This is a genomic window from Hydrogenophaga aquatica, from assembly GCF_054780915.1.
Genome location: NZ_BAAGVK010000002.1, coordinates 147,845 through 170,486 on the forward strand (window position 1 = coordinate 147,845; position 22,642 = coordinate 170,486).

Consider the following 22,642-nt stretch of genomic DNA (forward strand, 5'->3'; position numbering starts at 1 on the left):
GTCAGTCAAACACAATCTCTGCCCGGCGCTCGTGGGCCTGCGCCATCCAGGCAGCCAGCGCCGCGTCTGAGGGGAAGAACAGCGCTCGGTCGTCCAGCTGCACCTCGCAACGCGCGGTGTCGCGCAGCACCTGAAAGCGCACCGGCAGCCCACGCACCAGTTCGCCCTGCTCCGTCTGTTCGCGTTGCGGCGGGAACTCGCGCACCAGCGCCGCCACGTCGGGCGCATGCCCATTGACAGCCACACGCAGATACTTGCCAAAGCGGCAGCGCGCCGCGCCCAGGTCCCACAGCTGCTGCACCTTCAGCCGCAAGCCGCCCGAGAAGCGGTCCGGCTGCGCCAGCACCTGAGCAATCACCAACTCGTCGTCCTTGAGCAGGTTTCGGTGCTGGTTGATCAGGTTCTCGTCGGCGGTGGCTTCCATCGTGCCGGTTTTGTCGTCGAGCTTGAAAATGGCCACCTTGCCGCGCTGGCCGTTGATGATGCGCAGGTCGGTCACGATGGCGGCCAGCAGCACTGGATCGCGGCTGTCCACCACGTCGCCCACGGGCGTGCGCGCGAAGCGGCGCACCTCGCGCTCCACTTCGTCGAACAGGTGGCCCGAAAGGTAGAAGCCGATCGCCGTCTTTTCGTGCGTCAGGCGCTCTTTCACGCCCCAAGGCAGCATCTCCACCAGGTCGGGCTCCTGGGTGCTGGCGCCGTGGTCGTCGTCGCCCAGCATGTCGAACAGGCCGCCCTGGTTGGCGTTGGCCTGCTGGGCGTTGGCGTAGTCAAATGCGCGCTCCACCGACGCCAGCAGCGACGCACGGTTGAGATCAAACGAATCGAACGCGCCAGCCTTGATCAGCGCCTCCACCGTGCGCTTGTTCAAGCGGCTGCGGTCCACACGGGCGCAGAAGTCGAACAGGCTGGTGAAGGGCCCCACCACATCACCACGCGGGCCCACGCCACGGCCTTCGCGCGCGGCCACGATGGCCTCGATCGCCTGCTGCCCCGTGCCCTTGACGGCCCCCAGGCCGTAGCGGATCACCTTGTCGCTGACCGGCTCGAAGCGGTAGGTGCCCCGGTTCACGTCCGGCGGGTCGAAAGTGATGCCGAACTTGAGCGCGTCCTCGAACAACACCTTGAGCTTGTCGGTGTCGTCCATTTCGATGGTCATGTTGGCGCAGAAGAACTCCGCCGTGAAGTGCACCTTCAGCCACGCCGTGTGGTACGCCAGCAGCGAATAGGCAGCGGCGTGCGACTTGTTGAAGCCGTAGCCCGCAAACTTCTCCATCAAGTCGAAGACCTCGTCGGCCTTCTCTTCGCTGATGCCCTTCTCGGCCGCGCCCTTGCGGAAGATGATGCGGTGCTCCGCCATCTCCTCGGGCTTCTTTTTGCCCATGGCGCGGCGAAGCATGTCGGCGCCACCGAGCGAGTAGCCGCCCAGCACCTGCGCCGTCTGCATCACCTGCTCCTGGTACACCATGATGCCGTAGGTCTCGGCCAGCACGGGTTCGGTCAGCGGGTGCGGGTAGATCACCTCCTCGCGGCCGTGCTTGCGCGCCACGAAGGTGGGGATCAGGTCCATCGGGCCCGGGCGGTACAGCGCGTTCAGGGCGATCAGGTCTTCCAGCCGCGTGGGCTTGGCGTCGCGCAACATGCCCTGCATGCCGCGGCTTTCAAACTGGAACACCGCTTCGGTCTTGCCATCCTGGAAGAGCTTGTAGGTGGGCCGGTCGTTGAGGGGGATGTTCTCGAACGCGAAGTTGGCCTGGCTGGGGTGGCGCCTAACGATGAATTCCTTGGCCAGCTCCAGGATGGTCAGCGTGGCCAGGCCCAGGAAGTCGAACTTCACCAGGCCGACGGCCTCCACGTCGTCCTTGTCGTACTGGCTCACCGCCGATTCGCTGCCCGGCTGCTGGTAGAGCGGGCAGAAGTCGGTGAGCTTGCCCGGCGCGATCAGCACGCCCCCGGCGTGCATGCCGATGTTGCGCGTCATGCCTTCGAGCTTCTGCGCCAGCTCGATCAACGTCTTGACGTCCTCTTCCTTCTGGATGCGCTCGGCCAGGATGGGCTCCATGGCGATGGCGTAGTTGTTCTTGTCGCCGTCCTTGGGCGGGTTGGGCGGGTATTGCAGCGTCACGCTCATGCCCGGCTTGTTGGGGATGAGCTTGGAGATGCCGTCGCAGAAACCGTAGGCGAAGTCGAGCACGCGGCCCACGTCGCGGATGGCCGCCCGCGCTGCCATGGTGCCGAAGGTGGCGATCTGGCTCACCGCGTCCTTGCCGTACTTGTCCTTGACGTAGTCGATGACGCGGTCGCGGTTGGTCTGGCAGAAGTCGATGTCGAAGTCGGGCATGGACACCCGCTCCGGGTTCAGGAAGCGCTCGAACAGCAGGTTGTACTGCAGCGGGTCCAGATCGGTGATGAGCAGCGCGTAGGCCACCAGCGAGCCTGCACCGGAACCCCGGCCCGGCCCCACCGGGCAGCCGTTTTCCTTGGCCCATTTGATGAAGTCCGACACGATGAGGAAGTAGCCCGGGAACCCCATCTTCAGGATCGTGTTGAGCTCGAACTCCAGCCGCTCCACGTAGCGCGGGCGCTCGGCCTCGCGCTGGGCTTCATCCGGGTAGAGGTGGATCAGGCGGGCCTTCAGCCCCTCGTGCGACACGTGGCGGAAGTACTCCTCCACCGACATCACCACGCCATCGACGGGCGGGATGGGGAAGTTGGGCAATTGCGGCTTGCCCAGCGTCAGCGTCAGGTTGCAGCGGCGTGCGATTTCCAGCGTGTTGGCCAGGGCCGAGGGCACGTCGGCAAACAACTCGGCCATCTCGGCCGCCGACTTGAAGTACTGCTCGCGCGTGAACTTGCGCACACGGCGCTGGTTGCCCAGGATCTCGCCTTCGGCAATGCAGACCCGCGCCTCGTGGGATTCGTAATCGTCGGGCGCCAGGAACTGGATGGGGTGCGTCGCCACCACCGGCAGGCGCAGGCGAGCGGCCAGCGGCACGGCGGCCATCACGTGGCGCTCGTCGTCGGGGCGCTCGGCGCGCTGGATCTCGATGTAGAAGCGGTGCGGAAACGCCCCGGCCAGTTGCAAGGCCAGGTCGGCCGCCTTGGCATCGTCGCCCGCCAACAGGGCCTGCCCTACCGGTCCCATGGCGGCGCCGGACAGCACGATCAGGCCTTCGTTGAGCTCCTGCAGCCACTCCCACTTGATGGCAGCCTGGTCGCGCACCACATTGCCCGTCCAGGCCCTGGCCAGCAATTCACACAAATTCAGGTAACCCTGGTGGCTTTGCACCAGCAGCAGCAGGCGCGGCAGGCTCTGCTGCACGGCGGAAGCACCCGGCGCCGGCTCGCCGCCCAGCCCCTGCACCACCACGTCTGCCCCCAGCACGGGCTTGACGCCGCCGCCCCTGGCCGCCTTGTAAAACTTGACGGCGCCAAACAGGTTGTTCAGGTCGGTCAGTGCCAGCGCGGGCTGGCCATCGGCAGCGGCGGCGGAAACGGCGTCGTCGATGCGGGTGACGCCGTCAACAACGGAAAACTCGGAATGCAGGCGCAGGTGGACAAACATCCACCGATTGTAGGAAGGAAGTCAGAAGCTCTCCCACTCGTCGGCAACCGCCTCGGCCACGGGTTTGGCCAGCCGGGCGTGCTTGGCCGCAGGGGGCGGCACGGCGGCGGACTTGTGCACCGGGAGCGCCTGACGTTTTTGCGGCTCAGAAGGCGCTGCAGCAGGGGCAAGCGCAGGCGCCCTGGCGGCTCGCGGCACGGGCAACTCGGCCTGAGCAGGCCTGGCCTGCGCCACGATCTTCCGTGGGGCCAGCCCATCGCCCAGCTTGAACACGGCCACGGCATCCACCAGGGCCGCCGCCTGGCGGCTCAGACTCTGCGTGGCGGTGGCGCTTTCCTCCACCAGCGCGGCGTTCTGCTGGGTGTCGCGGTCCATGTGGGTGACGGCGTCACTGACCATGGCCATGCCCTGCGTCTGCTCACGCGTGGCGGAACTGATTTCACCTACCAGATCGGTCACACGGCGGATGGAATCCACCACCTGCCCCATGGTGGCACCCGCCCGGTCGGCCAGGGCCGTGCCTTGTGACACCCGCTCCACGCTGGCGGTGATGAGGGTCTTGATCTCCTTCGCGGCCTCGGCACTGCGCTGCGCCAGGCTGCGCACCTCGCCTGCCACCACGGCAAAACCCCGGCCTTGCTCACCTGCCCGCGCCGCCTCCACCGCGGCATTGAGCGCAAGGATGTTGGTCTGGAAGGCGATACCGTCGATCACGGCGATGATGTCCGCGATCTTCTGGCTGCTGGTGTCGATGTCGCGCATCGTATCTACCACCTGAGCCACCACGTCACCGCCCGACCCGGCCACCTCGGAGGCGCTGTGCGCCAGCTGGTTCGCCTGCTGGGCGCTGTCGGCGTTGTGCTGCACCGTGGTGCCCAACTGCTCCATGGCGGCAGCCGTCTGCTCCAGCGTGCTGGCCTGCGCCTCGGTGCGGCCGGCCAGGTCCTGCGTGCCCTGCGCCAGCTGCACCGTGGCGGCGGCCACGCTCTCGGCGTTCGAGCGGACGGTGCCGACAATGCGCTTGAGGTTTTCGTTCATCGTCTGCATGGCGGCCATCACGCTGTCATGGTCGCCCTGGCGCAAGCGGAAGTTGCCGGTCAGGTCACCTTGCGCCACCGTCTGTGCAACCAGACGCACCTCGGCAGGCTCCGCGCCCAGCGCCCGCACCAGCCCGCCAATGATCCACATGGACAAGGCCACCCCGACACAACAGGCAGCCGCTATCGAAGCCAGCACCGTCCAGCGCACCGCCATGCTGTCGGCCTGGGCCTGCGCGTAGGCTCTCTGGGACTCGTCCAGCTGCACCTGGATCAGGCCCGCCACCACTTCCTGCAGCGGATCGAAGACGGGGTACATCTCCCGCGCCCGGAATTCGCCCACACCTGCCTGGTCACCCGCCTTCAGCAAGGATTCCAGCCTATCGGTACTGGCATCGGTCACTTTGAACATGGGCTCGATTCGAGCCACCAGCGCCGCCTCCTCGCCGGTCAGGCGGGTCGCCCGGTACGCCTGCCATGTATCGGCAATCTCCTTCCGGGCACCTTGCACGGCAGCAAGTGCTTGCGCCAGTGTGAACGCGCCATCTGCGGCCTTGTGCGCCGCATCGACGATGTTCACCGCGTACATGTCGGCCACCTTCTTGAGCTGGGAGAGCGGCACCACGCGGTCTGCGTACAACGTCTCCACCCGCCGCTCCGCCACACGCAGTTCGTAAGCGCCTAGCGCCCCAACCCCCACCAGCATGAGCAGCAACACGCCCATCAACAGCAGTAGCTGCGCCTTGATCGTCAATCCCGTTTTCATGGAAATCCCGATGGAATAAAACACCGATGCGACATGCCTCCAATGCACATCACCCGGTTCAATTATTCAACATCAGGATTTACCCTAAAACACCGCTCAAAAGTTGTTTCAAAAATCCAACATCTGCCAACCAGCAAAAAAACAACCCATCCATCAAATAGGGTGATTTATGGAATAGCCATGCATCAATAACCTAATCAATCTCTAAGAATGTGAAGCACCTCGGAACGGAATTCACGGCTATAAAGAATGAGCACCACCAGACCGGTGGCCATGATCATGGCTACGGGTGAAATGAACCACGCCAGCGCAGCAAACGAGAAGTAGTAGGCCCGCAACCCGTCGTTGAAGCTCTCTGCCGCGGCGCCCACCATGGCGGCAGCGCGGTCGGCGTAGACCTTGCGGTCGAATTTGCCGCTGTCGAAATCTTCCGGCGGCGGCATGGAACCAATCACCAGTGCCACGAAAGTGTATTGACGCATACACCACGAAAACCGGAAAAATGCGTAAACGAATATGCTTATCAGCACCAGCACCTTGAATTCGAAGACAATCAGCGGTGTGGATTGGGCAAACGGTATTTCACTCATCAGCTCCGTGGCCTTTTCGGTGGTACCGAGCACGGCAAACAGGCCACCGATCACAAGAATAGCGGTCGACGAAAAGAACGATGGTGTCTGCGACAGGCTCTGGGTGATGAGGCCGTCGAGCATTCGGGGGTCGCGGGCGGTGGCCTGACGCATCCAGTAGGCGCGGTAACGGTTGGTGGTGGCCAGCAAGGACGGCCGCCGCTGGCCCCACACCTTGGCGAACCACGCGTAACCCACCCACAAGGTGAAAAAGCCGACCAGCGCCAGCCAGTCGGCCCAGGGAAGGATGCTGAGGATCTTCATGCGGCCATCTTACGATGGCACCGGCCGGTTTTCAGCACCCGCCGGGTGCTCAACCCTTGAGCCGGGCGGCGACCTGCGCCACGCGTTCGCCCAGGAGCCGTGCGGTTTCCAGGTCGCCAGGGTTCATGTCGGCGGCCCCTACATCGGAGGGGGTCTGGCCCATCACGCCACTGGACGATGCGAGGTAGCCCACGTCGTCGCGCTGCGAGGCCTTGGTGTTGTGGTAGCTCACGCCATTGCCCACCCATATGCCGCCGTGCTGCATGGCCAGGGTAAACATGTAGTGCAAGGTGGACAGCTTGTCGCCGTTGATGTTTGAACTGTTGGTGAAGGCCGCGAACACCTTGTCTTTCCACTGCTGGGTGTACCAGGGCTTGCTGGAAGCGTCTGCGAACTTCTTGAACTGCCAGCTCACGCTGCCCATGTAGGTGGGGCTGCCGAGGATGATGGCGTCGGCCCGGGCCAAGGCCTCCCAGCCGCCGTCGGGCAGGTTGCCCTCGGCGTCGATGGCCAGCAATTCGGCACCGGCCCCCTGGGCCACGGCTTGCGCCAGGCGCTGGGTGTGGCCATAACCCGAGTGGTACACAACGTAAACGTTTGCCATGTGGATTCGCTCCTGCGATTTACCGGCGCGCCTCGCGCCTTGAGAATTGGTCAGTTGGCCAGATCAAACACCAGCACTTCGGCGTCACGCCCCTTGGCCAGCGTGACCTGGGATTCACCCTGCAGCATGGCTGCGTCACCGGCCTGCAGGCGCTGGCCGTTGACTTCCAGCTCGCCCCGAACCAGGTGCACATAACCCAGGCGCGCCGGGTCCAGCGTCAGCTCTGCCTTCTCGTCGCCATCGAACAGGCCTGCGTACAGGGCTGCGTCGGCGTGGATGGTCACCGAGTCCTTGGCGCCGTCGGGCGACGCCACCAGGCGCAGCTGCCCGCGCTTGTCGGCATCGGCAAAGGCCTTCTGTTCGTAGCTGGGGGCAATGCCGGTCACGTTGGGCTCAATCCAGATCTGCAGGAAATGCGTGGTCTGGTTGGGTGCATGGTTGAACTCGCTGTGCATCACGCCGCGGCCCGCGCTCATGCGCTGCACCTCTCCGGGGGGAATGCCCTTGACGTTGCCCATGCTGTCCTGGTGGGCCAGCTCGCCCTGCAGCACGTAGCTGATGATCTCCATGTCGCGGTGGCCGTGCGTGCCAAAGCCGGTGCCCGGGGCAATGCGGTCCTCGTTGATGACGCGCAGGTTGCCCCACCCCATGTGGGCCGGGTCGTAGTAGCCCGCGAACGAAAAGGAATGGAAGCTCTTGAGCCAGCCGTGGTCAGCGTAGCCACGCTCCTGGGAACGACGCAAAGTGATCATGTGGACCTCCGGTTGAGACTGAATGCCGATGGCTTCACTGTACCCATATGGCACACAGATGACGCCGCAGCGGTTTGGTGGCATCATTCAAATTCACTGAACATCAGCGCCTCCAACATGCAAAAACAACGCGTAGCGCTCTCACCCGAAAACCTCCACCTGGTGGAAACGGTGGCCCGCACGGGCAGCATGGCGGCGGCTGCCCGAGAACTGGGCCTGGTGCCCAGCGCCCTGACCTACCGTGTGCGGCAGATGGAGGATGCGCTGGACGTGCTGCTGTTCGACCGCCGCTCGCGCCGCGCCCAGCTCACCCCGGCGGGCGCCGAATTGCTGCGCGCGGGCGAGCACCTGCTGCTGGAGCTGGACGCGGTGGCGCAGCGCGTCAAGCGCGTGGCCACGGGGTGGGAGCCGCAGTTCACCATTGCGGCAGACGCCATCGTTTCCCGCACCACGCTCTTCGAGCTGTGTGAGGCGTTCTACAGCCTGGGCGCCCCGACACGGCTGCGGCTGCGCGCCGAAACGCTTTCAGGCACGCTGGAAGTGGTACTCAACGGCCAAGCCGACCTGGCGCTGGGCGTGTCCATGCACGGCACGGCCTCTTCCAGCTTGCGCTTCGAGCAGCTCGGCGAGGTGTCCTTCGTGTTCGTCGTGGCACCGCACCACCCGCTCGCGGCCGTCTCTCACACACTCACGGCGGCCGAACTGCAGCGCCACCGCGTGGTGGCCGTGGCCGACTCCACGCAACGCGGCGGCGGGCTGAGCTTCGGGCTGCTGCCCGGGCAGGACGTGCTGACCGTGCCGAGCATGCAGCACAAGCTCGAGGCGCAGTTGCGCGGGCTGGGTTGCGGCTCCCTGCCCTTGCCGATGGTGCAGCCCTACATTGATGCCGGTCATCTGGTGCGCAAGGACGTGGCCCTGCCGCCGCGCATCTACCAGCCCGGGTACGCCTGGCGGCTGCCGCACGCAGACCGCCTGTCGGCCGACAGCAACACCCACGGCAGGGCCATGGAGTGGTGGCTCACGCAGCTGGCCAGCCCCAAGACACGCCGCGCCCTGCTGGAGAACCACCACCAGCGCTGACAGCGCCGCGAGACCCGCGAGCGCTGTTACAGTGAGCCCTGAAAAGATACCCCAAACCCACGGAGAACCCCATGCCGAACCCGAAGCGCGCACCCAGCCAACGCACTGCCAACGGTCCTTCGGCGCCGCCACGCCACATTGCCGTGGTGGGCGCAGGCATGGCCGGGGTGACCTGTGCACGTACGCTGGTACAGGCCGGGCACCGCGTGACCTTGCTGGAAAAGAGCAAGGGCGCGGGCGGACGCATGGCCACGCGCCGCAGCGAATTTGGCGGTTTCGACCATGGCGCGCAGTACTTCACCGTGCGCGACCCACGCTTTGCGTTGGCGCTCAAGACCACGCCCGGCCTGGCAGCCCCCTGGCGCGTGAACACCGTGCGCGTGCTTGACGCGCTCGGCCAGACGCTGGCCAGCGCGCCTGCACCCGCCGAGGTGCACTGGGTGGCCTCGCCCGGCATGAGTTCACTGGTCAAGGCCTGGGCTGAACCCCTGGCCGACGGCCGCTTGAATGCCCGCCTGCTGCTGGAGACCCAGGTCACACGCATCGAACCCGATGCCCTGCACCCCAAGCAATGGCAGCTGCGCACCGACTCGCCCGACGGAGCGCAGCAGGTGCACGGTGGCTTTGACCAGGTTGTGCTCGCCCTGCCCCACGTGCAGGCCCAGCAACTGCTCCAGGCCTCGCAGCTGGCCCCGGCCCTGCGCGACGCGCTGGGCGCCGTGCAGGTGTCGCCCTGCTGGACACTGATGCTGGCCTTCCCGCAGGCCATGCAGCCCGGGCTGGCACAGTTCGGCCCGCACTGGCATGCGGCGCGCAGCGACCACCACCGCATCCGCTGGGTGGCACGCGAAACCAGCAAACCCGGCCGCAGCCAGGTGGAACGCTGGACCGTGCAGGCCAGCCCCGAGTGGTCTGCCGAACACCTGGAAGACGACGCCGAGCGCGTGGCAGCCAAGCTGCTCAAGGGCTTTGCCGAGATCACCGGCATACGCGCCACGCCCAGCCACGCCGTGGCCCACCGCTGGCGCTACGCGCAGACGCGCAAGCCGCTCGGCCGCCCCTACCTGTGGAACGCCAAGCTGGGCATCGGCCTGTGCGGCGACTGGTGCCTGGGCTACCGCGTGGAAAGCGCATTCGTCTCAGGTCTGGACCTGGCGCTGGCCATCGCCTGACGGAGCGCCGATGGCGGGCTACGTCGGCCGCTTTGCCCCCTCGCCCACCGGCACGCTGCACCCCGGTTCGCTGGTGGCTGCGCTGGCCAGTTGGCTGGATGCGCGCGCGCATGGCGGGCGCTGGCTGGTGCGGATCGAGGACGTGGACACCCCGCGCTGCGTGCCGGGTGCAGACACTGCCATCCTGCAACAACTGGCCACCTGCGGGCTGGTGGCCGACGCGCCACCCGTGTGGCAGTCGCAACGCGGCACGCTGTACCAGCAGGCGCTGGACAAGCTGGCCTCCGCCGGGCTGGCCTACCCCTGCGCCTGCACCCGCAAAGACATCGAACAGGCTTGGGCCGCCCAGGGCCTGAGCCGCGAACGCCATGCGGAACTGGTTTACCCCGGCACCTGCCGCCCGGAGCGCGGCGGACTTCAAGGCCGCCCAGGCCGTGCCTGGCGGCTGCATGTGGAAGCGGTGTGCCAGCGCCTGCAACTGCCTGCACCACTGCCATGGCACGACCGCCGCCTGGGCGCGCAGCAACAGGATGTGGCCCGCGAGGTCGGCGACTTTGTGCTCAGGCGCGCCGACGGCCTGTGGGCCTACCAACTGGCTGTGGCGGTGGACGACGCGGCGCAAGGCGTCACCCACGTGGTCCGTGGCGAAGACCTGGCAGACAACACCGCGCGACAGATCGTGCTGCAGCAGGCGCTGGGCCTGCCCACCCCGGCGTACCTGCACACCCCCCTGGTGCTGGGGCCCAATGGCGAGAAGCTGAGCAAGCAGAACGGCGCCCAGCCCGTGGATCTGAGCGACCCGCTGGCGGCACTCCACCAGGCCGCTGCTGCATTGGGCCTGCCCCCGCATGGCGGCACGGTGCAGCAGGCCCTGACGGCCTGGACAGCCGACTGGCGGCAAGCCTGCCAGCCCGGGGGTCTCTACAATCCCGGGCCGTGAACACCTCCATTTCCGACACCCCCAGCCCTGCCGCCGACTCGACCAGCGAAGCCCAGGCGCCCGCCCACGTGGCACACCCGAAGACGATCAAGAGTTTCGTCAAGCGCGCGGGCCGCACCACCACCGGCCAGGCCAAGGCCTTTGAGCTGTACGGGCCGCGCTTCGTGCTGCCCTACAGCGGCCAGCCGCTGGACGCAGCCCAGGCGTATGGCCGCACCGCCCCACTGATCCTGGAAATCGGCTTCGGCATGGGCGAAGCCACCGCGCACATCGCCCGCGTGCGCCCGCAAGACAACTTCCTGTGCTGCGAGGTGCACGAGCCCGGCGTGGGCGCGCTGCTCAAGCGCATCGGCGAACAGGACATCACCAACATCCGCATCCTGCAGCACGACGCGGTGGAAGTGATCGACCACATGCTGACAGAAGGCTCCATCGACGGCGTGCACATCTTCTTCCCCGACCCCTGGCACAAGAAGAAGCACAACAAGCGCCGCCTGGTGCAGCCGCCCTTCGTGGCCAAACTGGTGAGCCGCCTCAAGCCTGGTGGCTACATCCATTGCGCCACCGACTGGCAACCCTACGCCGAACAGATGCTGGAGGTGCTGAGCGCCGAGCCGCGCCTGGCCAACACCGCCAGCGATGCCGGCCTGGACGGCTACGCGCCCAAACCCGACTACCGCCCGCTCACCAAGTTCGAGAACCGCGGCCTGCGCCTGGGCCATGGCGTGTGGGACGTGGTGTTCCGCCGCGTCTGAAGCACCACCCCTTTCCGCCAGCCCTGCGCCATGGCCCACGTTGCCAAGAATGCCGCCATCCCCATGCGCGACGGGGTGTCGCCCAGCTGCGTGTCCCTGCCGCGCATGCGCGTGGCACCCTGGCCCACGGTGCTGGACTTTCTGGCCGAACGCCTGCCCGCAGTAAACCGTGCCGAATGGCATGAACGCATGGTGCGCGGCGAGGTGGTGGGTGACGATGGCCTGCCCCTGCCGCCTGGCGCACCCTACGAACACGGCGCGCGCGTTTACTACTGGCGCGCCCTGCCCCATGAGCCCGCCATACCCTTCGAGGAATCGGTTGTCTTCCAAGACGAGCACCTGCTGGTGGCCGACAAGCCGCACTTCCTGCCCGTCACACCCGGTGGCCGCTACGTGCGCGAAACGCTGCTGGTGCGCCTGAAGCAGCGCCTGAACCTGCCCAACCTGAGCCCGCTGCACCGCATAGACCGCGAAACCGCCGGGCTGGTGGTGTTCAGCGTGCAGCCGCCCGAACGTGACGCCTACCAGCGCCTGTTCCGCGACCGGCTGGTGGACAAGACCTACGAAGCCATCGCCCCCTGGCGCGAAGGCATGACCTGGCCACAGACCCGGCGCAGCCACATCCTGGAGCAGGAAGACGCCTTCTACCGCATGCGCGAAGCCCGCCCCGAAGAGAACCTGCCGCCCAACAGCGAGACGCACATCCACCTGCTGGAGCGCCACGGCGACTGGGCCCGCTACCGGCTGGAGCCCGTGACCGGCAAGCGCCACCAGTTGCGCGTGCACATGCACGGCCTGGGGCTGCCCCTGCTGGGCGACCAGTTCTACCCTGTGGTGCGGCGCGGCCCAGGTGAGCTGGAAGACTTTGCCGAACCCCTGCGGCTGCTGGCGCGTGCCATTGCATTCACCGACCCCGTCACCGGCCAGCCCCGCCGGTTCGAGAGCCGCCTGCAACTGGCCCTGCCCGGACCGGCATGAGCTTCCAGCGCCAACCCGCCATCGACGCACTGAAAGTGGTAGCGTCGCAACTGATCGTGCTGCATCACCTGGCCGCCTACGGCCCGGTGGCCGAAAGCATGTACGGCACCACCCCAGGGACCATGGGTTGGCTTTACGACTACGGGCGCATGGCGGTGCAGGTGTTCCTGGTGCTGGGCGGCTACCTGGCCGCGCAAAGCCTGATGCCCGCCATGGCAGGTGATGCGTCTGCCCTGTGGAGCAGCGTCTGGCGACGCTACCTGCGGCTGGCACCACCCTTCTTGGCAGCCTTGCTGCTGGCTCTGGGGGCTGCAGCCGTGGTGCGCCCCTGGCTGGCCGACGACTTTGTGCCCGGCACGCCAACCGTGCAACAACTGCTGGCGCACGCCATGCTGCTGCACGAAGTGCTGGGCGTGGAAGCCCTTTCTGCGGGGGTGTGGTACGTGGCCATCGACTTCCAGCTGCACGCGCTGCTGGCCCTGCTGCTGTGGCTGGGCCAGCGGGGCGGCCAGCGCTGGCCCGCCATGGGGCTCGTGCTGCTGGCCACAGTGGCCTCGCTGCTGCTGTGGAACCGCGACCCAGCGCTGGACGACTGGTCCATCTACTTCTTTGGTGCCTACGGCCTGGGCGTGGCCGCCCGCTGGGCGGGCCAGTGGGGCAGCACCAGCCGCCGGGCCTGGTGGCTGCTGGCCATGGCGCTGGTGGGCCTGCTGGCCTTGGCGCTGGAATACCGCACCCGCATCGCCCTGGCCTTGGCCGTGGCGCTGTGGCTGGGCCTGACCCAGGGGCGCACCTTCACGCTGGCCCCCATCTGGCTGGAAAAGGTGCTGGAAACGCTGGGCCGCTCGTCCTACGCACTCTTCCTGGTGCACTTCCCCGTGCTGCTGCTGGGTAACGCATTGTTCGAAGCGATGGAATGGTCCACCCCCAGTGCAGGCCTGGCCATGTATGCCGCCCTGTGGGCGGTGAGCGTGGCGCTGGGCTGGGCATTCGAGCGGTGGGTGGAGGCACCACTGGCGAGGTGGGTCAGGCGCTGACCTGCAAGCGCAACCAAGCACGACACGAACTTGCCCCTGAGTAGGACAAGCCATCCAACAAAAAAACCGCAGTGCTCAACACACTGCGGTTTTTTCCATTCAGCCGGGAATGGCTTGGGCGGTCACACCCGCTCGGCCACCCACCCTTGCACGCTGGCCAGGGCCTGGGGCAGGCCTGCGGCGTCGGTGCCGCCAGCCATGGCCATGTCGGGCTTGCCGCCGCCTTTGCCGCCCACCTGCTGGGCGACGAAGTTGACCAGCTCACCGGCCTTGACCTTGCCCGTGCTGTCGGCGGTCACGCCAGCAGCGATCTGCACCTTGCCACCGTCCACGGCAGCCAGCACGATGGCGGCGGTCTTGAGCTTGTCCTTGAGCTTGTCCATGGTCTCGCGCAGGGTCTTGGCGTCGGCACCTTCCAGCTTGGCAGCCAGCACCTTCAGGCCCTTCACGTCCACGGCCTGGCCCAGCAGCTCGTCGCCCTGGGCAGAGGCCAGCTTGCCCTTGAGCGCGGCCACTTCCTTTTCCAGGTTCTTGATCTGCTCCAGCGCAGCGCCAATGCGGTTGGTCAGCTCGGCGGTGGGGGCCTTGAGCGCACCTGCCGCCTCGGCCACGGTGCCTTCCAGCTGCTGCAGGTAGGCCAGGGCGTTGGCGCCGGTCACGGCTTCAATACGGCGCACACCTGCGGCCACGCCACCTTCGGCCACCACCTTGAACAGGCCAATGTCACCCGTGCGCTGCACGTGGGTACCGCCGCACAGTTCGCGGCTGGTGCCGATGTCGAGCACGCGCACGGTTTCGCCGTACTTCTCGCCAAACAGCATCATGGCGCCGGTCTTCTGGGCGCTTTCAATGTCCATCACGCGCGCCTGGGTGGCGCTGTTGGCCAGGATCTCGGCGTTGACGCGGGCTTCGATCTCGCGGATCTGCGCGTCGGTAACGGGGGCGTTGTGCGCGAAGTCGAAGCGGGTGCGGTCGGCGTTGACGAGCGAGCCCTTTTGCTGCACGTGGCTGCCCAGCACTTCGCGCAGGGCCTTGTGCATGATGTGCGTGACCGAGTGGTTGCGCATGGTGGCGGCGCGCAAGGCCATGTCCACCTGAGCCTGCACGTGGTCGCCCACGGCGAGGGTGCCGGTCTCGAGCACGCCGTGGTGGCCGAACACGTCGGCCTTGATCTTGAGGGTGTCTTCCACCGCGAACCTAGCAGAGCCACTGGTGAGCGTGCCCTGGTCGCCTACCTGGCCGCCGCTTTCGGCGTAGAAGGGGGTGGTGTCCAGCACCACCACACCGGCCTGGCCTTGCTTGAGTTCAGCCACGGGCGTGCCATCCACGTACAGGGCCACCACCTTGGCCTGGGCTGCCAGCTGTTCGTAGCCCACGAAGGTGTTGCCAGCGCCGGTGTAGTCCAGCGCCTTGTCCATCTTGAACTTGCCTGCGGCACGGGCCTGGGCCTTCTGACGCTCCATGGCGGCGTTGAAGCCGTCGGCGTCCACCGACACGCCACGCTCGCGGCACACGTCGTTGGTCAGGTCCAGCGGGAAGCCGTAAGTGTCGTGCAGCTTGAAGGCCACGTCGCCGGGCAGCACCTTCTCGCCACCGCCCAGGGCTGCGTCGAGAATCTCCATGCCGTTTTCCAGCGTTTCGTAGAAGCGCTCCTCTTCGGCCTTGAGCACTTCGGTGATGCGCTGCGCGTTGGCGGCCAGATTGGGGTAGGCGTCCCCCATCAGCGCCACCAGGTCGGGCACCAGCTTGTGGAAGAACGGTGCCTTGCGGCCCAGCTTGTAGCCGTGGCGGATGGCGCGGCGCACGATGCGGCGCTGCACGTAGCCCCGGCCTTCGTTGCTGGGGATGACGCCGTCGCTGATGAGGAAGGCGGTGGCGCGGATGTGGTCGGCGATCACCTTGAGCGAGGGGTTGGCCAGGTCGGTGCAGCCGGTTTCGCGGGCAGCGGCCTTGATGAGCGCGTCGAAGATGTCGATTTCGTAGTTGCTGTGCACGTGCTGCAGGATGGCGGCCAGGCGCTCCAGGCCCATGCCCGTGTCCACACAGGGGGCGGGCAGCGGGGTGACGGAGCCGTCTTCGTGCATCTCGAACTGCATGAACACGTTGTTCCAGATCTCGATGAAGCGGTCGCCGTCTTCTTCAGGACTGCCCGGGGGGCCGCCGGGGATGTGGTCGCCGTGGTCGTAGAAGATCTCACTGCAGGGGCCGCAGGGGCCGGTGTCGGCCATCATCCAGAAGTTGTCGGACTTGTAGCGGCCACCCTTGTTGTCACCGATGCGGATCACGCGCTCGGGCGGCAGGCCGATCTCCTTCGTCCAGATGTCGTAGGCCTCGTCGTCTTCGGCATAGACGGTGGCGAGCAGGCGCTCGGCGGGCAGCTTGTAAACCTCGGTCAGCAGTTCCCAGGCCCATTTCAGACTCTCACGTTTGAAATAGTCGCCAAAGGACCAGTTGCCCAGCATCTCGAAGAAGGTGTGGTGGCGCGCGGTGTAGCCCACGTTCTCCAGGTCGTTGTGCTTGCCACCGGCGCGCAGGCAGGCCTGCACGGACGCGGCGCGCACGTAGCTGCGCTTGTCGGTGCCCAGGAACACGTCCTTGAACTGCACCATGCCGCTGTTGGTGAACATGAGCGTGGGGTCGTTGCCCGGCACCAGCGGGCTGGACGCCACGACCGTGTGGCCGCGCTCGGCGAAGAAGTCCAGGAAGGTCTTGCGGATCTCGGCCACGGTGGCCACGGGTTTCGCGGATGCTTGGGTCATGGTCGGCTGCGCTGTGGGTCGCGTCGCGGTTGGTCTGGGTTAGGTGTTGGGGGCCTGGGCGCCGGCCTGCCTTGCGGCGGCCAGTGGGCGAACCCTTCATTTTAGCGAAGCCCCGTCGTGGCCGGGGCTTTCAGCCTTACCGCCAGCCCTGTGCCAGCTCGCGGGTGAGCTGCGCCGCCGGCATGGGGCGGCATGCAGGCGCGTTCTGCCCAGCCCACAGGGGAGTGAAATCGGTGCGGCCCGCCTTCTCGGCGGCGGTGCGCAGCGGCGCGATGGCGGTGGCCGCCAGCGGGAAGGCCGGTGCCAGCGGGCTGAGGCCCACCGTGCCCTGCCCCAGTTCCCGCATGGCGCGGTTGACGATGCCGCGTGCGGGCCGCCCGGTAAACACGTTGGTGAGCGCAGTGTGGCGGGCCGCACCAGACTGCAGGGCCTGGCGGTGCATGGGGGTGGTTTGCGCCTCGGGGCACAGCAGGTAGGCCGTGCCCACCTGCACACCCGCTGCACCCAGGGCCTGTGCGGCGGCCACACCTGCCGCGTCCACGATGCCCCCGGCGGCGATCACAGGCACGCGCACGGCCCCCACCACCTGGGGCAGCAGCGCGAAGGTGCCCAGTTGCGTGGTCAAGTCGTCGCTGAGGAATATGCCCCGGTGGCCACCGGCCTCAAGCCCTTGGGCGATGACGGCGTCGACCCCATGAGCTTCGAGCCAGAGGGCTTCGTCCACCGTGGTGGCGCTGGACAGCACCTTGGCGCCCCAGGCTTTGACGCGGGCCAGCAGAGCGGGTTCGGGCAGGCCGAAATGGAAGCTCACCACGGGCGGCCGAAAGGCTTCCAGCAGCTCGGCGGCTTCGGCGGTGAAGGGAGATCGCGCAGCCACAGCGGGGGCCGTGGGTGGGGGCAAGCCCACCTCGGCGTAGTACGGGGCCAGGGCCTGGTTCCAGGCCGCTTCGCGCGCCATGTCTTGGGCGGGTGGGCGGTGGCAGAAGAAGTTGACGTTGTACGGTCCCGCGGCCTGGGCTTGCAGCAACTGCAGTTCGGCGTGCAGCGCCTCCAGGCTGATGGTGGCGGCGGGCAGGGAACCCAGGCCGCCCGCCTGGGTGACAGCCAGCGCCAGCGCGCTGCCCTGGGCACCGGCCATGGGGGCCTGGATGACGGGGAGTGGGATGCCCAGCAGGGCTTGCAGGGGATGGGTCATGGTGTGGGATTTTGCTTGGGTTTTCTGGCGTTGTCCTCGTTGTCTCGAGGGGTTGGCGTTTGCGGTGGTTTCACTCGTCAGGGGTTGGCGGCGCGGTGGGCACCCGCGCCGGACTTCCTCTGACATGCTCACCTACCGCTTCAAGGCTGGTGCCTGGGGGTGGCCGGGCGCAGCGCCTATTCGTGGTTGCCACAGAGGGTGCACACCCATGAGGTGTTGACGAGCTCATGCTGGCACGTTGTTGCGCTGGACCGCGAGCGAAGCATCGCCCGACCACCCCCAGGCACCAGCCGTGCCAACGTCCACGGCCACCCAAGGGTAAACCCTGAAAGCACCCCAACCCAAATCATTTAACATGTTAAATAAATGAACACAACGCCCAACTTCAAACACCGCAACCTGCCGCGCCTGCTGCTGGAAGCCCGCGAAGCCGTGATGGCCCACACCCGGCCCGGCCTTCGCGCCCACGGCCTTAGCGACCAGCAATGGCGCGTGCTGCGCGTGCTCGGCGAACACGCCAGCGACCCGGCAGGCGTGGAAACCGGCCGCGTGGCGCGCGAGGCCTTCATCCTGGGCCCCAGCCTCACCGGCGTGCTCAGCCGCATGGAGCGCGACGGGCTGATCGAACGCGCGCGCTGCCCCGTGGACGGCCGCCGCACCGTGGTGCGCGCCACGGCACGCGGGCTGGAGCTGGCGTCCGGCCTGTCTCACGTCATCGAAGAGCACTACGCCACGCTGGAAGCCCAGATGGGCAAGGCCAAGCTTGACCAGCTCTACGCCCTGCTGGACGAAGTCATCGCCCTGGAGCTGACCGACGCCCCCCACTACGACCCCGACGAGGACAACGAGGCATGACCGCTCCCTTCATACCCAGCGGCACCGTGTACGGCACGCTGCTCAACTTCCAGCACGAATGGGCCTTGTGGGCCGACCGCATGACGCAGCCCCCCTACCAGGCCACGCCACACGCCCCCGTGCTTTACGTGAAGACGGCCAACACCTTCTGCCCCAGCGGCCAAGCGGCGCCCTTGCCGCCAGGCGCCCAGGCGTTGGAAGCCGGTGCAAGCCTGGGCCTGGTCATCGGTGACGACGGCGCCCCGGCCGCTTGCGTGCTGCTGAACGACCTGCAATTGCCCCACGCCAGCTACTACCGCCCGCCAGTCAAGTTCAAGAACGGCGACGGGTGGCTGGGCATCGGCCAGCGCACGGTGCCACTGGAGGCGCTGGGCGGCCTGCAGGCCCTGGCCACGCTGAAGCTGCAAGTCACCGTCAACGGCGAACACCGCCAGACAGTGGACCTGCCCACCCTGCGCCGTGACGCCGCCCAACTGCTGGCAGACGTTGGCGAATTCATGACCCTGCAACCTGGCGACGTGCTGATGCTGGGCACCGATGCCCTGGCAGATGGCACCCGGCCCCGCTTGCAGGCGGGCGACCGCGTGGAGATATCAGCCCCCGGCTTCGAGCCGCTGATGCAGACCATTGCCGCCGCCCAGCCCGCCCGGGGGCCTCTTATCCGTACCAAGAACAGCGCGCCGCCTCAACGCCGCGCCCGCGTGGCGTGGGCAGGTGCCGTGCACGACGCGGTGGAATCCGATGGCCAGCTGCTGCTGACCCGCAGCCCCTACGCCGGCCAGCGTGTGCCTTTTGACGACGTGGTGTGGCTGCCACCGCTGGCCCCGGTGGCGCAGCCGCGCACCGTGCTGGCACTGGGCCTGAACTACGCCGACCACGCCAAGGAACTGGCCTTCAAGGCCCCCGAGGAGCCCCTGGCCTTCGTCAAGGGCGCGGCCAGCCTGATCGGCCACCGCGCCTACACCCTGCGCCCTGCCGGGGTGAAATTCATGCACTACGAATGCGAGCTGGCCGTCGTGATCGGCCGCACGGCACGCAACGTGAAGAAGGACGACGCCTACGACTTCATCGCGGGCTACACCGTGGCCAACGACTACGCGATTCGCGACTACCTGGAGAACTGGTACCGCCCCAACCTGCGCGTGAAGAACCGCGACACCTGCACCCCCATCGGCCCCTGGCTGGTGGACGCCGCCTGGCTGCACGAGCGCCACGGCTCACCCATGAACCTGGCGCTGCAGACCACCGTAAACGGCGCGGTGACACAGCGCGGCCACACGCGCGACATGATCTTTGACGTACCCACGCTGATCGAGTACTTCAGCAGCTTCATGACGCTCAACCCCGGCGACCTCATCCTGACCGGCACCCCCGACGGCGTGGTGAACTGCCAGCCGGGTGATGTGGTGGTCACCGAAATCGAAGGCCTCTGCGCACTGCAGAACACGCTCATCGCCGCCCCCTGAAACCCATCCACACCCGAGCCCCACCATGACCACCCGCATCGACCACCTCATCAACGGCCAGCGCGTTGCCAGCCAGCAGTACTTTGAATCCATCAACCCCGCTACGCAGGGCGTGCTGGCCGAAGTGGCTGCTGGCGGCGAAGCCGAAGTGAATGCCGCCGTGCAGGCCGCCAAGGATGCCTTCCCCGCCTGGGCGGGCAAGCCCGCCACGGAACGGGCCAAACTCATCCGTAAGCTAGGCGAACTCATCACTCAGCACGTGCCCGAGATCGCCCGTACCGAGACGGACGACACCGGCCAGACCATCAGCCAGACCGGCAAGCAGCTGGTGCCGCGCGCAGCAGACAACTTCAGCTACTTCGCCGAAATGTGCACGCGTGTGGACGGCCACACCTACCCCACGCCCACGCACCTGAACTACACCCTGTTTCACCCGGTGGGCGTGTGCGCGCTCATCAGCCCGTGGAACGTGCCCTTCATGACGGCGACCTGGAAGGTCGCGCCCTGCCTGGCGTTCGGCAACACGGCGGTGCTGAAGATGAGCGAACTCAGCCCCCTGACCGCCGCGCGCCTGGGCGAGCTGGCGCTGGAGGCGGGCATTCCCGCCGGGGTCCTCAACATCGTGCACGGCTTTGGCCAGGAAGCCGGGGAGCCCCTGTGCGCGCACCCCGACGTGCGCGCCATCAGCTTCACCGGTTCCACCGCCACGGGCAACCGCATCGTGCGCGCGGCGGGGCTGAAGAAGTTCAGCATGGAGCTTGGCGGCAAGAGTCCCTTCGTGATCTTCGACGACGCGGACCTGGACCGCGCGCTGGACGCTGCAGTGTTCATGATCTTCAGCAACAACGGTGAGCGCTGCACGGCAGGCAGCCGCATCCTGGTGCAGCAGAGCATCTACGCCGAATTCGCGGCCAGGTTTGCCGAACGCGCCAAGCGCATCGTGGTGGGCGACCCGCAGGACGACAAGACCATCATCGGCCCGATGATCAGCCGCAACCACCTGGCCAAGGTGCGCAGCTACATCGAACTGGGCCCCAAGGAAGGCGCCACGCTGCTGTGCGGCGGGCTGGACCGCCCTTCCTACGCGCCCGAGCTGCCCGCGCATGTGGCGCAAGGCAACTACGTGTGGCCCACGGTGTTTGCCGACGTGGACAACCGCATGCGCATTGCGCAGGAAGAAATCTTCGGCCCCGTGGCCTGTCTGATCCCGTTCCGGGACGAGGCGCACGCGATTGAATTGGCCAACGACATTCAGTACGGTCTGTCGAGCTACGTGTGGACCGAAAACATTGGCCGAGCGCACCGGGTGGCGGCGTCGATTGAGGCGGGCATGTGCTTTGTCAACAGCCAGAACGTGCGCGACCTGCGGCAGCCCTTTGGCGGCACCAAGGCCAGCGGCACGGGGCGCGAGGGCGGAACATGGAGTTACGAGGTGTTCCTGGAGCCCAAGAACGTGGCGGTTTCCATGGGGTCGCACCATATTCCTCATTGGGGTGTTTGACGTGTTCTCTGAGGTTTCACGCCTGCACCTGGGCGGGATCAGCGTGCCAGGGTACCCGGCTCCGCGAATGTCCCCCGAAACGGGCACAGCCCGTTTCTCCTCCTTTATTTCGCTGCGCCGTGCACCCCGCCCCACTGATCCTGATGTTGCGCGGGCGCTCAACGTTCAAGCGCTTGGTCGGCCTAGGTGCAACGCCATGAAGAGGTGGGGTGAACACCGCAGCGAAATAAAGGACGAGGGTTTTGCGCAGCAAAGCCCGGGGGACATTCGCGGAGGTGTTCACCCCGCCTCTTCACCCCAAACAAAGGCAGCCCAGCAACGAAAAGCAACCCCACACACAGGAGACAACCCATGGGCAAAGTAGCACTGGTCGGCAAGATCACCCACGTACCGTCGATGTACCTCAGCGAACTCGAAGGCCCGCGCAAGGGCACGCGGCAGGACGCCATCGACGGCCACAAGGAAATCGCGCGCCGCTGCAAGGAACTGGGCGTGGACACCATCGTCGTATTCGACACCCACTGGCTGGTCAACGCCAACTACCACATCAACTGCGCACCCCGCTGGCAAGGCACCTACACCAGCAACGAACTGCCGCACTTCATCAGCAACATGCCTTTCGCCATTCCTGGCAACCCGGAACTGGGGCAACTGCTGGCCAAGGTGTGCAACGAACACCAGGTGGAAACGCTGGCCCACCACGCCACCACGCTCGACCCCGAATACGGCACCCTGGTGCCCATGCGCTACATGAACGAAGACCAGCACTTCAAGGCGGTTTCCGTGTCGGCCCTGTGCACAGTGCACTACCTGAACGACAGCGCTCGCCTGGGCTGGGCCATGCGCAAGGCCGTGGAGGAGCACTACGACGGCACCGTGGCCTTCCTGGCCAGCGGCTCGCTCAGCCACCGCTTCGCGCAGAACGGCCTGGCGCCGGAATACGCCTTCAAGATCTGGAGCCCCTTCCTGGAACAGCTCGACCGCCGCGTGGTGGAGATGTGGCAGCAAGGCCAGTGGAAAGACTTCTGCGAAATGCTGCCCGAATACGCCAGCAAGGGCCATGGCGAAGGCTTCATGCACGACACCGCCATGATGCTGGGCGTGCTGGGCTGGAGCGAGTACGAAGGCCACGCCGAGGTGATCACCCCGTACTTCGGCGCTTCGGGCACGGGGCAGATCAATGCCGTGTTCCCGGTAACCCCGGTGACGGGCCGCGCCATTCCCGCGCCCATGGCCAGCGGGGCACAGGGCTACACGCCAGTGTCTTCGCGCCTGTAAAGTGACGAA

General features: G+C 66.8%; 17 protein-coding genes and 1 pseudogene. 11 read left to right on the top strand and 7 right to left on the bottom strand.

Annotation, left to right across the window (positions count from 1 at the left end; genetic code table 11):
- Nucleotide 1: 1 nt before the first annotated feature.
- The 5 genes from dnaE to ACYVHH_RS01805 form a co-directional block, all read right to left on the bottom strand.
- Nucleotides 2-3,565: a DNA polymerase III subunit alpha gene (gene dnaE / locus ACYVHH_RS01785; RefSeq protein ID WP_460563298.1), complete on the bottom strand. Its 3,564-nt coding sequence runs from the start codon at nucleotides 3,563-3,565 to the stop codon at nucleotides 2-4.
- A 21-nt stretch (nucleotides 3,566-3,586) separates the two neighbouring features.
- Nucleotides 3,587-5,368 (bottom strand): methyl-accepting chemotaxis protein, encoded by a 1,782-nt coding sequence (locus ACYVHH_RS01790; RefSeq protein ID WP_460563299.1) that lies wholly within the window; start codon nucleotides 5,366-5,368, stop codon nucleotides 3,587-3,589.
- Nucleotides 5,369-5,565: 197 nt separating this feature from the next.
- Nucleotides 5,566-6,261, bottom strand: coding sequence for a DUF599 domain-containing protein (locus ACYVHH_RS01795; protein ID WP_460563300.1), 696 nt, complete (start codon nucleotides 6,259-6,261; stop codon nucleotides 5,566-5,568).
- Nucleotides 6,262-6,310: 49 nt separating this feature from the next.
- Entirely contained in the window at nucleotides 6,311-6,865 is a 555-nt protein-coding gene (locus tag ACYVHH_RS01800; protein ID WP_460563301.1) for a flavodoxin family protein, read from the bottom strand.
- 50 nt (nucleotides 6,866-6,915) lie between these two features.
- Complete coding sequence (locus ACYVHH_RS01805; protein ID WP_460563302.1) at nucleotides 6,916-7,617, bottom strand: pirin family protein; 702 nt, start codon at nucleotides 7,615-7,617, stop codon at nucleotides 6,916-6,918.
- A 117-nt stretch (nucleotides 7,618-7,734) separates the two neighbouring features.
- Between ACYVHH_RS01805 and ACYVHH_RS01810 the strand changes: the two genes are divergently transcribed.
- The 6 genes from ACYVHH_RS01810 to ACYVHH_RS01835 all read left to right on the top strand — a co-directional run bounded on the left by ACYVHH_RS01810 (nucleotide 7,735) and on the right by ACYVHH_RS01835 (nucleotide 13,579).
- Nucleotides 7,735-8,697 (top strand): LysR family transcriptional regulator, encoded by a 963-nt coding sequence (locus ACYVHH_RS01810; RefSeq protein ID WP_460563303.1) that lies wholly within the window; start codon nucleotides 7,735-7,737, stop codon nucleotides 8,695-8,697.
- A gap of 71 nt (nucleotides 8,698-8,768) precedes the next feature.
- Complete coding sequence (locus tag ACYVHH_RS01815; protein ID WP_460563304.1) at nucleotides 8,769-9,869, top strand: NAD(P)/FAD-dependent oxidoreductase; 1,101 nt, start codon at nucleotides 8,769-8,771, stop codon at nucleotides 9,867-9,869.
- Between the two features lie 10 nt (nucleotides 9,870-9,879).
- Nucleotides 9,880-10,809, top strand: coding sequence for a tRNA glutamyl-Q(34) synthetase GluQRS (gene gluQRS, locus ACYVHH_RS01820; protein WP_460563306.1), 930 nt, complete (start codon nucleotides 9,880-9,882; stop codon nucleotides 10,807-10,809).
- An 8-nt stretch (nucleotides 10,810-10,817) separates the two neighbouring features.
- Nucleotides 10,818-11,564 (top strand): tRNA (guanosine(46)-N7)-methyltransferase TrmB, encoded by a 747-nt coding sequence (gene trmB, locus ACYVHH_RS01825; protein ID WP_460563606.1) that lies wholly within the window; start codon nucleotides 10,818-10,820, stop codon nucleotides 11,562-11,564.
- Nucleotides 11,565-11,594: 30 nt separating this feature from the next.
- Nucleotides 11,595-12,542, top strand: coding sequence for a pseudouridine synthase (locus ACYVHH_RS01830; protein WP_460563307.1), 948 nt, complete (start codon nucleotides 11,595-11,597; stop codon nucleotides 12,540-12,542).
- Nucleotides 12,539-13,579: an acyltransferase family protein gene (locus ACYVHH_RS01835; RefSeq protein ID WP_460563308.1), complete on the top strand. Its 1,041-nt coding sequence runs from the start codon at nucleotides 12,539-12,541 to the stop codon at nucleotides 13,577-13,579. Before ACYVHH_RS01830 ends, ACYVHH_RS01835 begins: the two co-directional genes overlap by 4 nt.
- A 122-nt stretch (nucleotides 13,580-13,701) precedes the next feature.
- Here the strand turns inward: ACYVHH_RS01835 and alaS are convergent, their stop codons facing one another.
- Both alaS and ACYVHH_RS01845 read right to left on the bottom strand, forming a co-directional pair.
- Nucleotides 13,702-16,338 carry an alanine--tRNA ligase gene (alaS, locus tag ACYVHH_RS01840; RefSeq protein WP_460563309.1) on the bottom strand — a complete coding sequence of 879 codons (2,637 nt, stop codon included), beginning with the start codon at nucleotides 16,336-16,338 and terminating at the stop codon, nucleotides 13,702-13,704.
- 136 nt (nucleotides 16,339-16,474) lie between these two features.
- Nucleotides 16,475-17,533, bottom strand: coding sequence for an NAD(P)H-dependent flavin oxidoreductase (locus ACYVHH_RS01845; RefSeq protein WP_460563310.1), 1,059 nt, complete (start codon nucleotides 17,531-17,533; stop codon nucleotides 16,475-16,477).
- 366 nt (nucleotides 17,534-17,899) lie between these two features.
- Here ACYVHH_RS01845 and hpaR point away from each other — a divergent pair, with 366 nt between their 5' ends.
- The 5 genes and pseudogenes from hpaR (at nucleotide 17,900) to hpaD (ending at nucleotide 22,633) form a co-directional block, all read left to right on the top strand.
- Nucleotides 17,900-18,388, top strand: a complete 489-nt coding sequence (gene hpaR / locus ACYVHH_RS01850) for a homoprotocatechuate degradation operon regulator HpaR (protein ID WP_460563311.1) — start codon at nucleotides 17,900-17,902, stop codon at nucleotides 18,386-18,388.
- Nucleotides 18,385-19,005 (top strand): annotated as a pseudogene (locus ACYVHH_RS01855) (fumarylacetoacetate hydrolase family protein); the annotation flags it as partial. The gene hpaR and the pseudogene ACYVHH_RS01855, both read left to right, overlap by 4 nt.
- A gap of 42 nt (nucleotides 19,006-19,047) precedes the next feature.
- On the top strand, nucleotides 19,048-19,854 hold the full coding sequence (locus ACYVHH_RS01860) for a fumarylacetoacetate hydrolase family protein (protein WP_460563607.1): 807 nt from the start codon (nucleotides 19,048-19,050) through the stop codon (nucleotides 19,852-19,854).
- 25 nt (nucleotides 19,855-19,879) lie between these two features.
- The gene (hpaE, locus tag ACYVHH_RS01865; protein WP_460563312.1) at nucleotides 19,880-21,355 is read left to right on the top strand and encodes a 5-carboxymethyl-2-hydroxymuconate semialdehyde dehydrogenase; all 1,476 of its coding nucleotides are present in this window, start codon (nucleotides 19,880-19,882) and stop codon (nucleotides 21,353-21,355) included.
- 351 nt (nucleotides 21,356-21,706) lie between these two features.
- Nucleotides 21,707-22,633, top strand: a complete 927-nt coding sequence (hpaD, locus tag ACYVHH_RS01870; RefSeq protein ID WP_460563313.1) for a 3,4-dihydroxyphenylacetate 2,3-dioxygenase — start codon at nucleotides 21,707-21,709, stop codon at nucleotides 22,631-22,633.
- Nucleotides 22,634-22,642 lie beyond the last annotated feature (9 nt).

What these genes read in the sequence shown, in the direction of transcription:
- dnaE (WP_460563298.1), bottom strand. Translation starts at nt 3,565, where the DNA reads ATGTTTGTCCACCTGCGCCTGCATTCCGAGTTTTCCGTTGTTGACGGC.
- ACYVHH_RS01790 (WP_460563299.1), bottom strand. Translation starts at nt 5,368, where the DNA reads ATGAAAACGGGATTGACGATCAAGGCGCAGCTACTGCTGTTGATGGGC.
- ACYVHH_RS01795 (WP_460563300.1), bottom strand. Translation starts at nt 6,261, where the DNA reads ATGAAGATCCTCAGCATCCTTCCCTGGGCCGACTGGCTGGCGCTGGTC.
- ACYVHH_RS01800 (WP_460563301.1), bottom strand. Translation starts at nt 6,865, where the DNA reads ATGGCAAACGTTTACGTTGTGTACCACTCGGGTTATGGCCACACCCAG.
- ACYVHH_RS01805 (WP_460563302.1), bottom strand. Translation starts at nt 7,617, where the DNA reads ATGATCACTTTGCGTCGTTCCCAGGAGCGTGGCTACGCTGACCACGGC.
- ACYVHH_RS01810 (WP_460563303.1), top strand. Translation starts at nt 7,735, where the DNA reads ATGCAAAAACAACGCGTAGCGCTCTCACCCGAAAACCTCCACCTGGTG.
- ACYVHH_RS01815 (WP_460563304.1), top strand. Translation starts at nt 8,769, where the DNA reads ATGCCGAACCCGAAGCGCGCACCCAGCCAACGCACTGCCAACGGTCCT.
- gluQRS (WP_460563306.1), top strand. Translation starts at nt 9,880, where the DNA reads ATGGCGGGCTACGTCGGCCGCTTTGCCCCCTCGCCCACCGGCACGCTG.
- ACYVHH_RS01830 (WP_460563307.1), top strand. Translation starts at nt 11,595, where the DNA reads ATGGCCCACGTTGCCAAGAATGCCGCCATCCCCATGCGCGACGGGGTG.
- ACYVHH_RS01835 (WP_460563308.1), top strand. Translation starts at nt 12,539, where the DNA reads ATGAGCTTCCAGCGCCAACCCGCCATCGACGCACTGAAAGTGGTAGCG.
- alaS (WP_460563309.1), bottom strand. Translation starts at nt 16,338, where the DNA reads ATGACCCAAGCATCCGCGAAACCCGTGGCCACCGTGGCCGAGATCCGC.
- ACYVHH_RS01845 (WP_460563310.1), bottom strand. Translation starts at nt 17,533, where the DNA reads ATGACCCATCCCCTGCAAGCCCTGCTGGGCATCCCACTCCCCGTCATC.
- hpaR (WP_460563311.1), top strand. Translation starts at nt 17,900, where the DNA reads ATGAACACAACGCCCAACTTCAAACACCGCAACCTGCCGCGCCTGCTG.
- hpaE (WP_460563312.1), top strand. Translation starts at nt 19,880, where the DNA reads ATGACCACCCGCATCGACCACCTCATCAACGGCCAGCGCGTTGCCAGC.
- hpaD (WP_460563313.1), top strand. Translation starts at nt 21,707, where the DNA reads ATGGGCAAAGTAGCACTGGTCGGCAAGATCACCCACGTACCGTCGATG.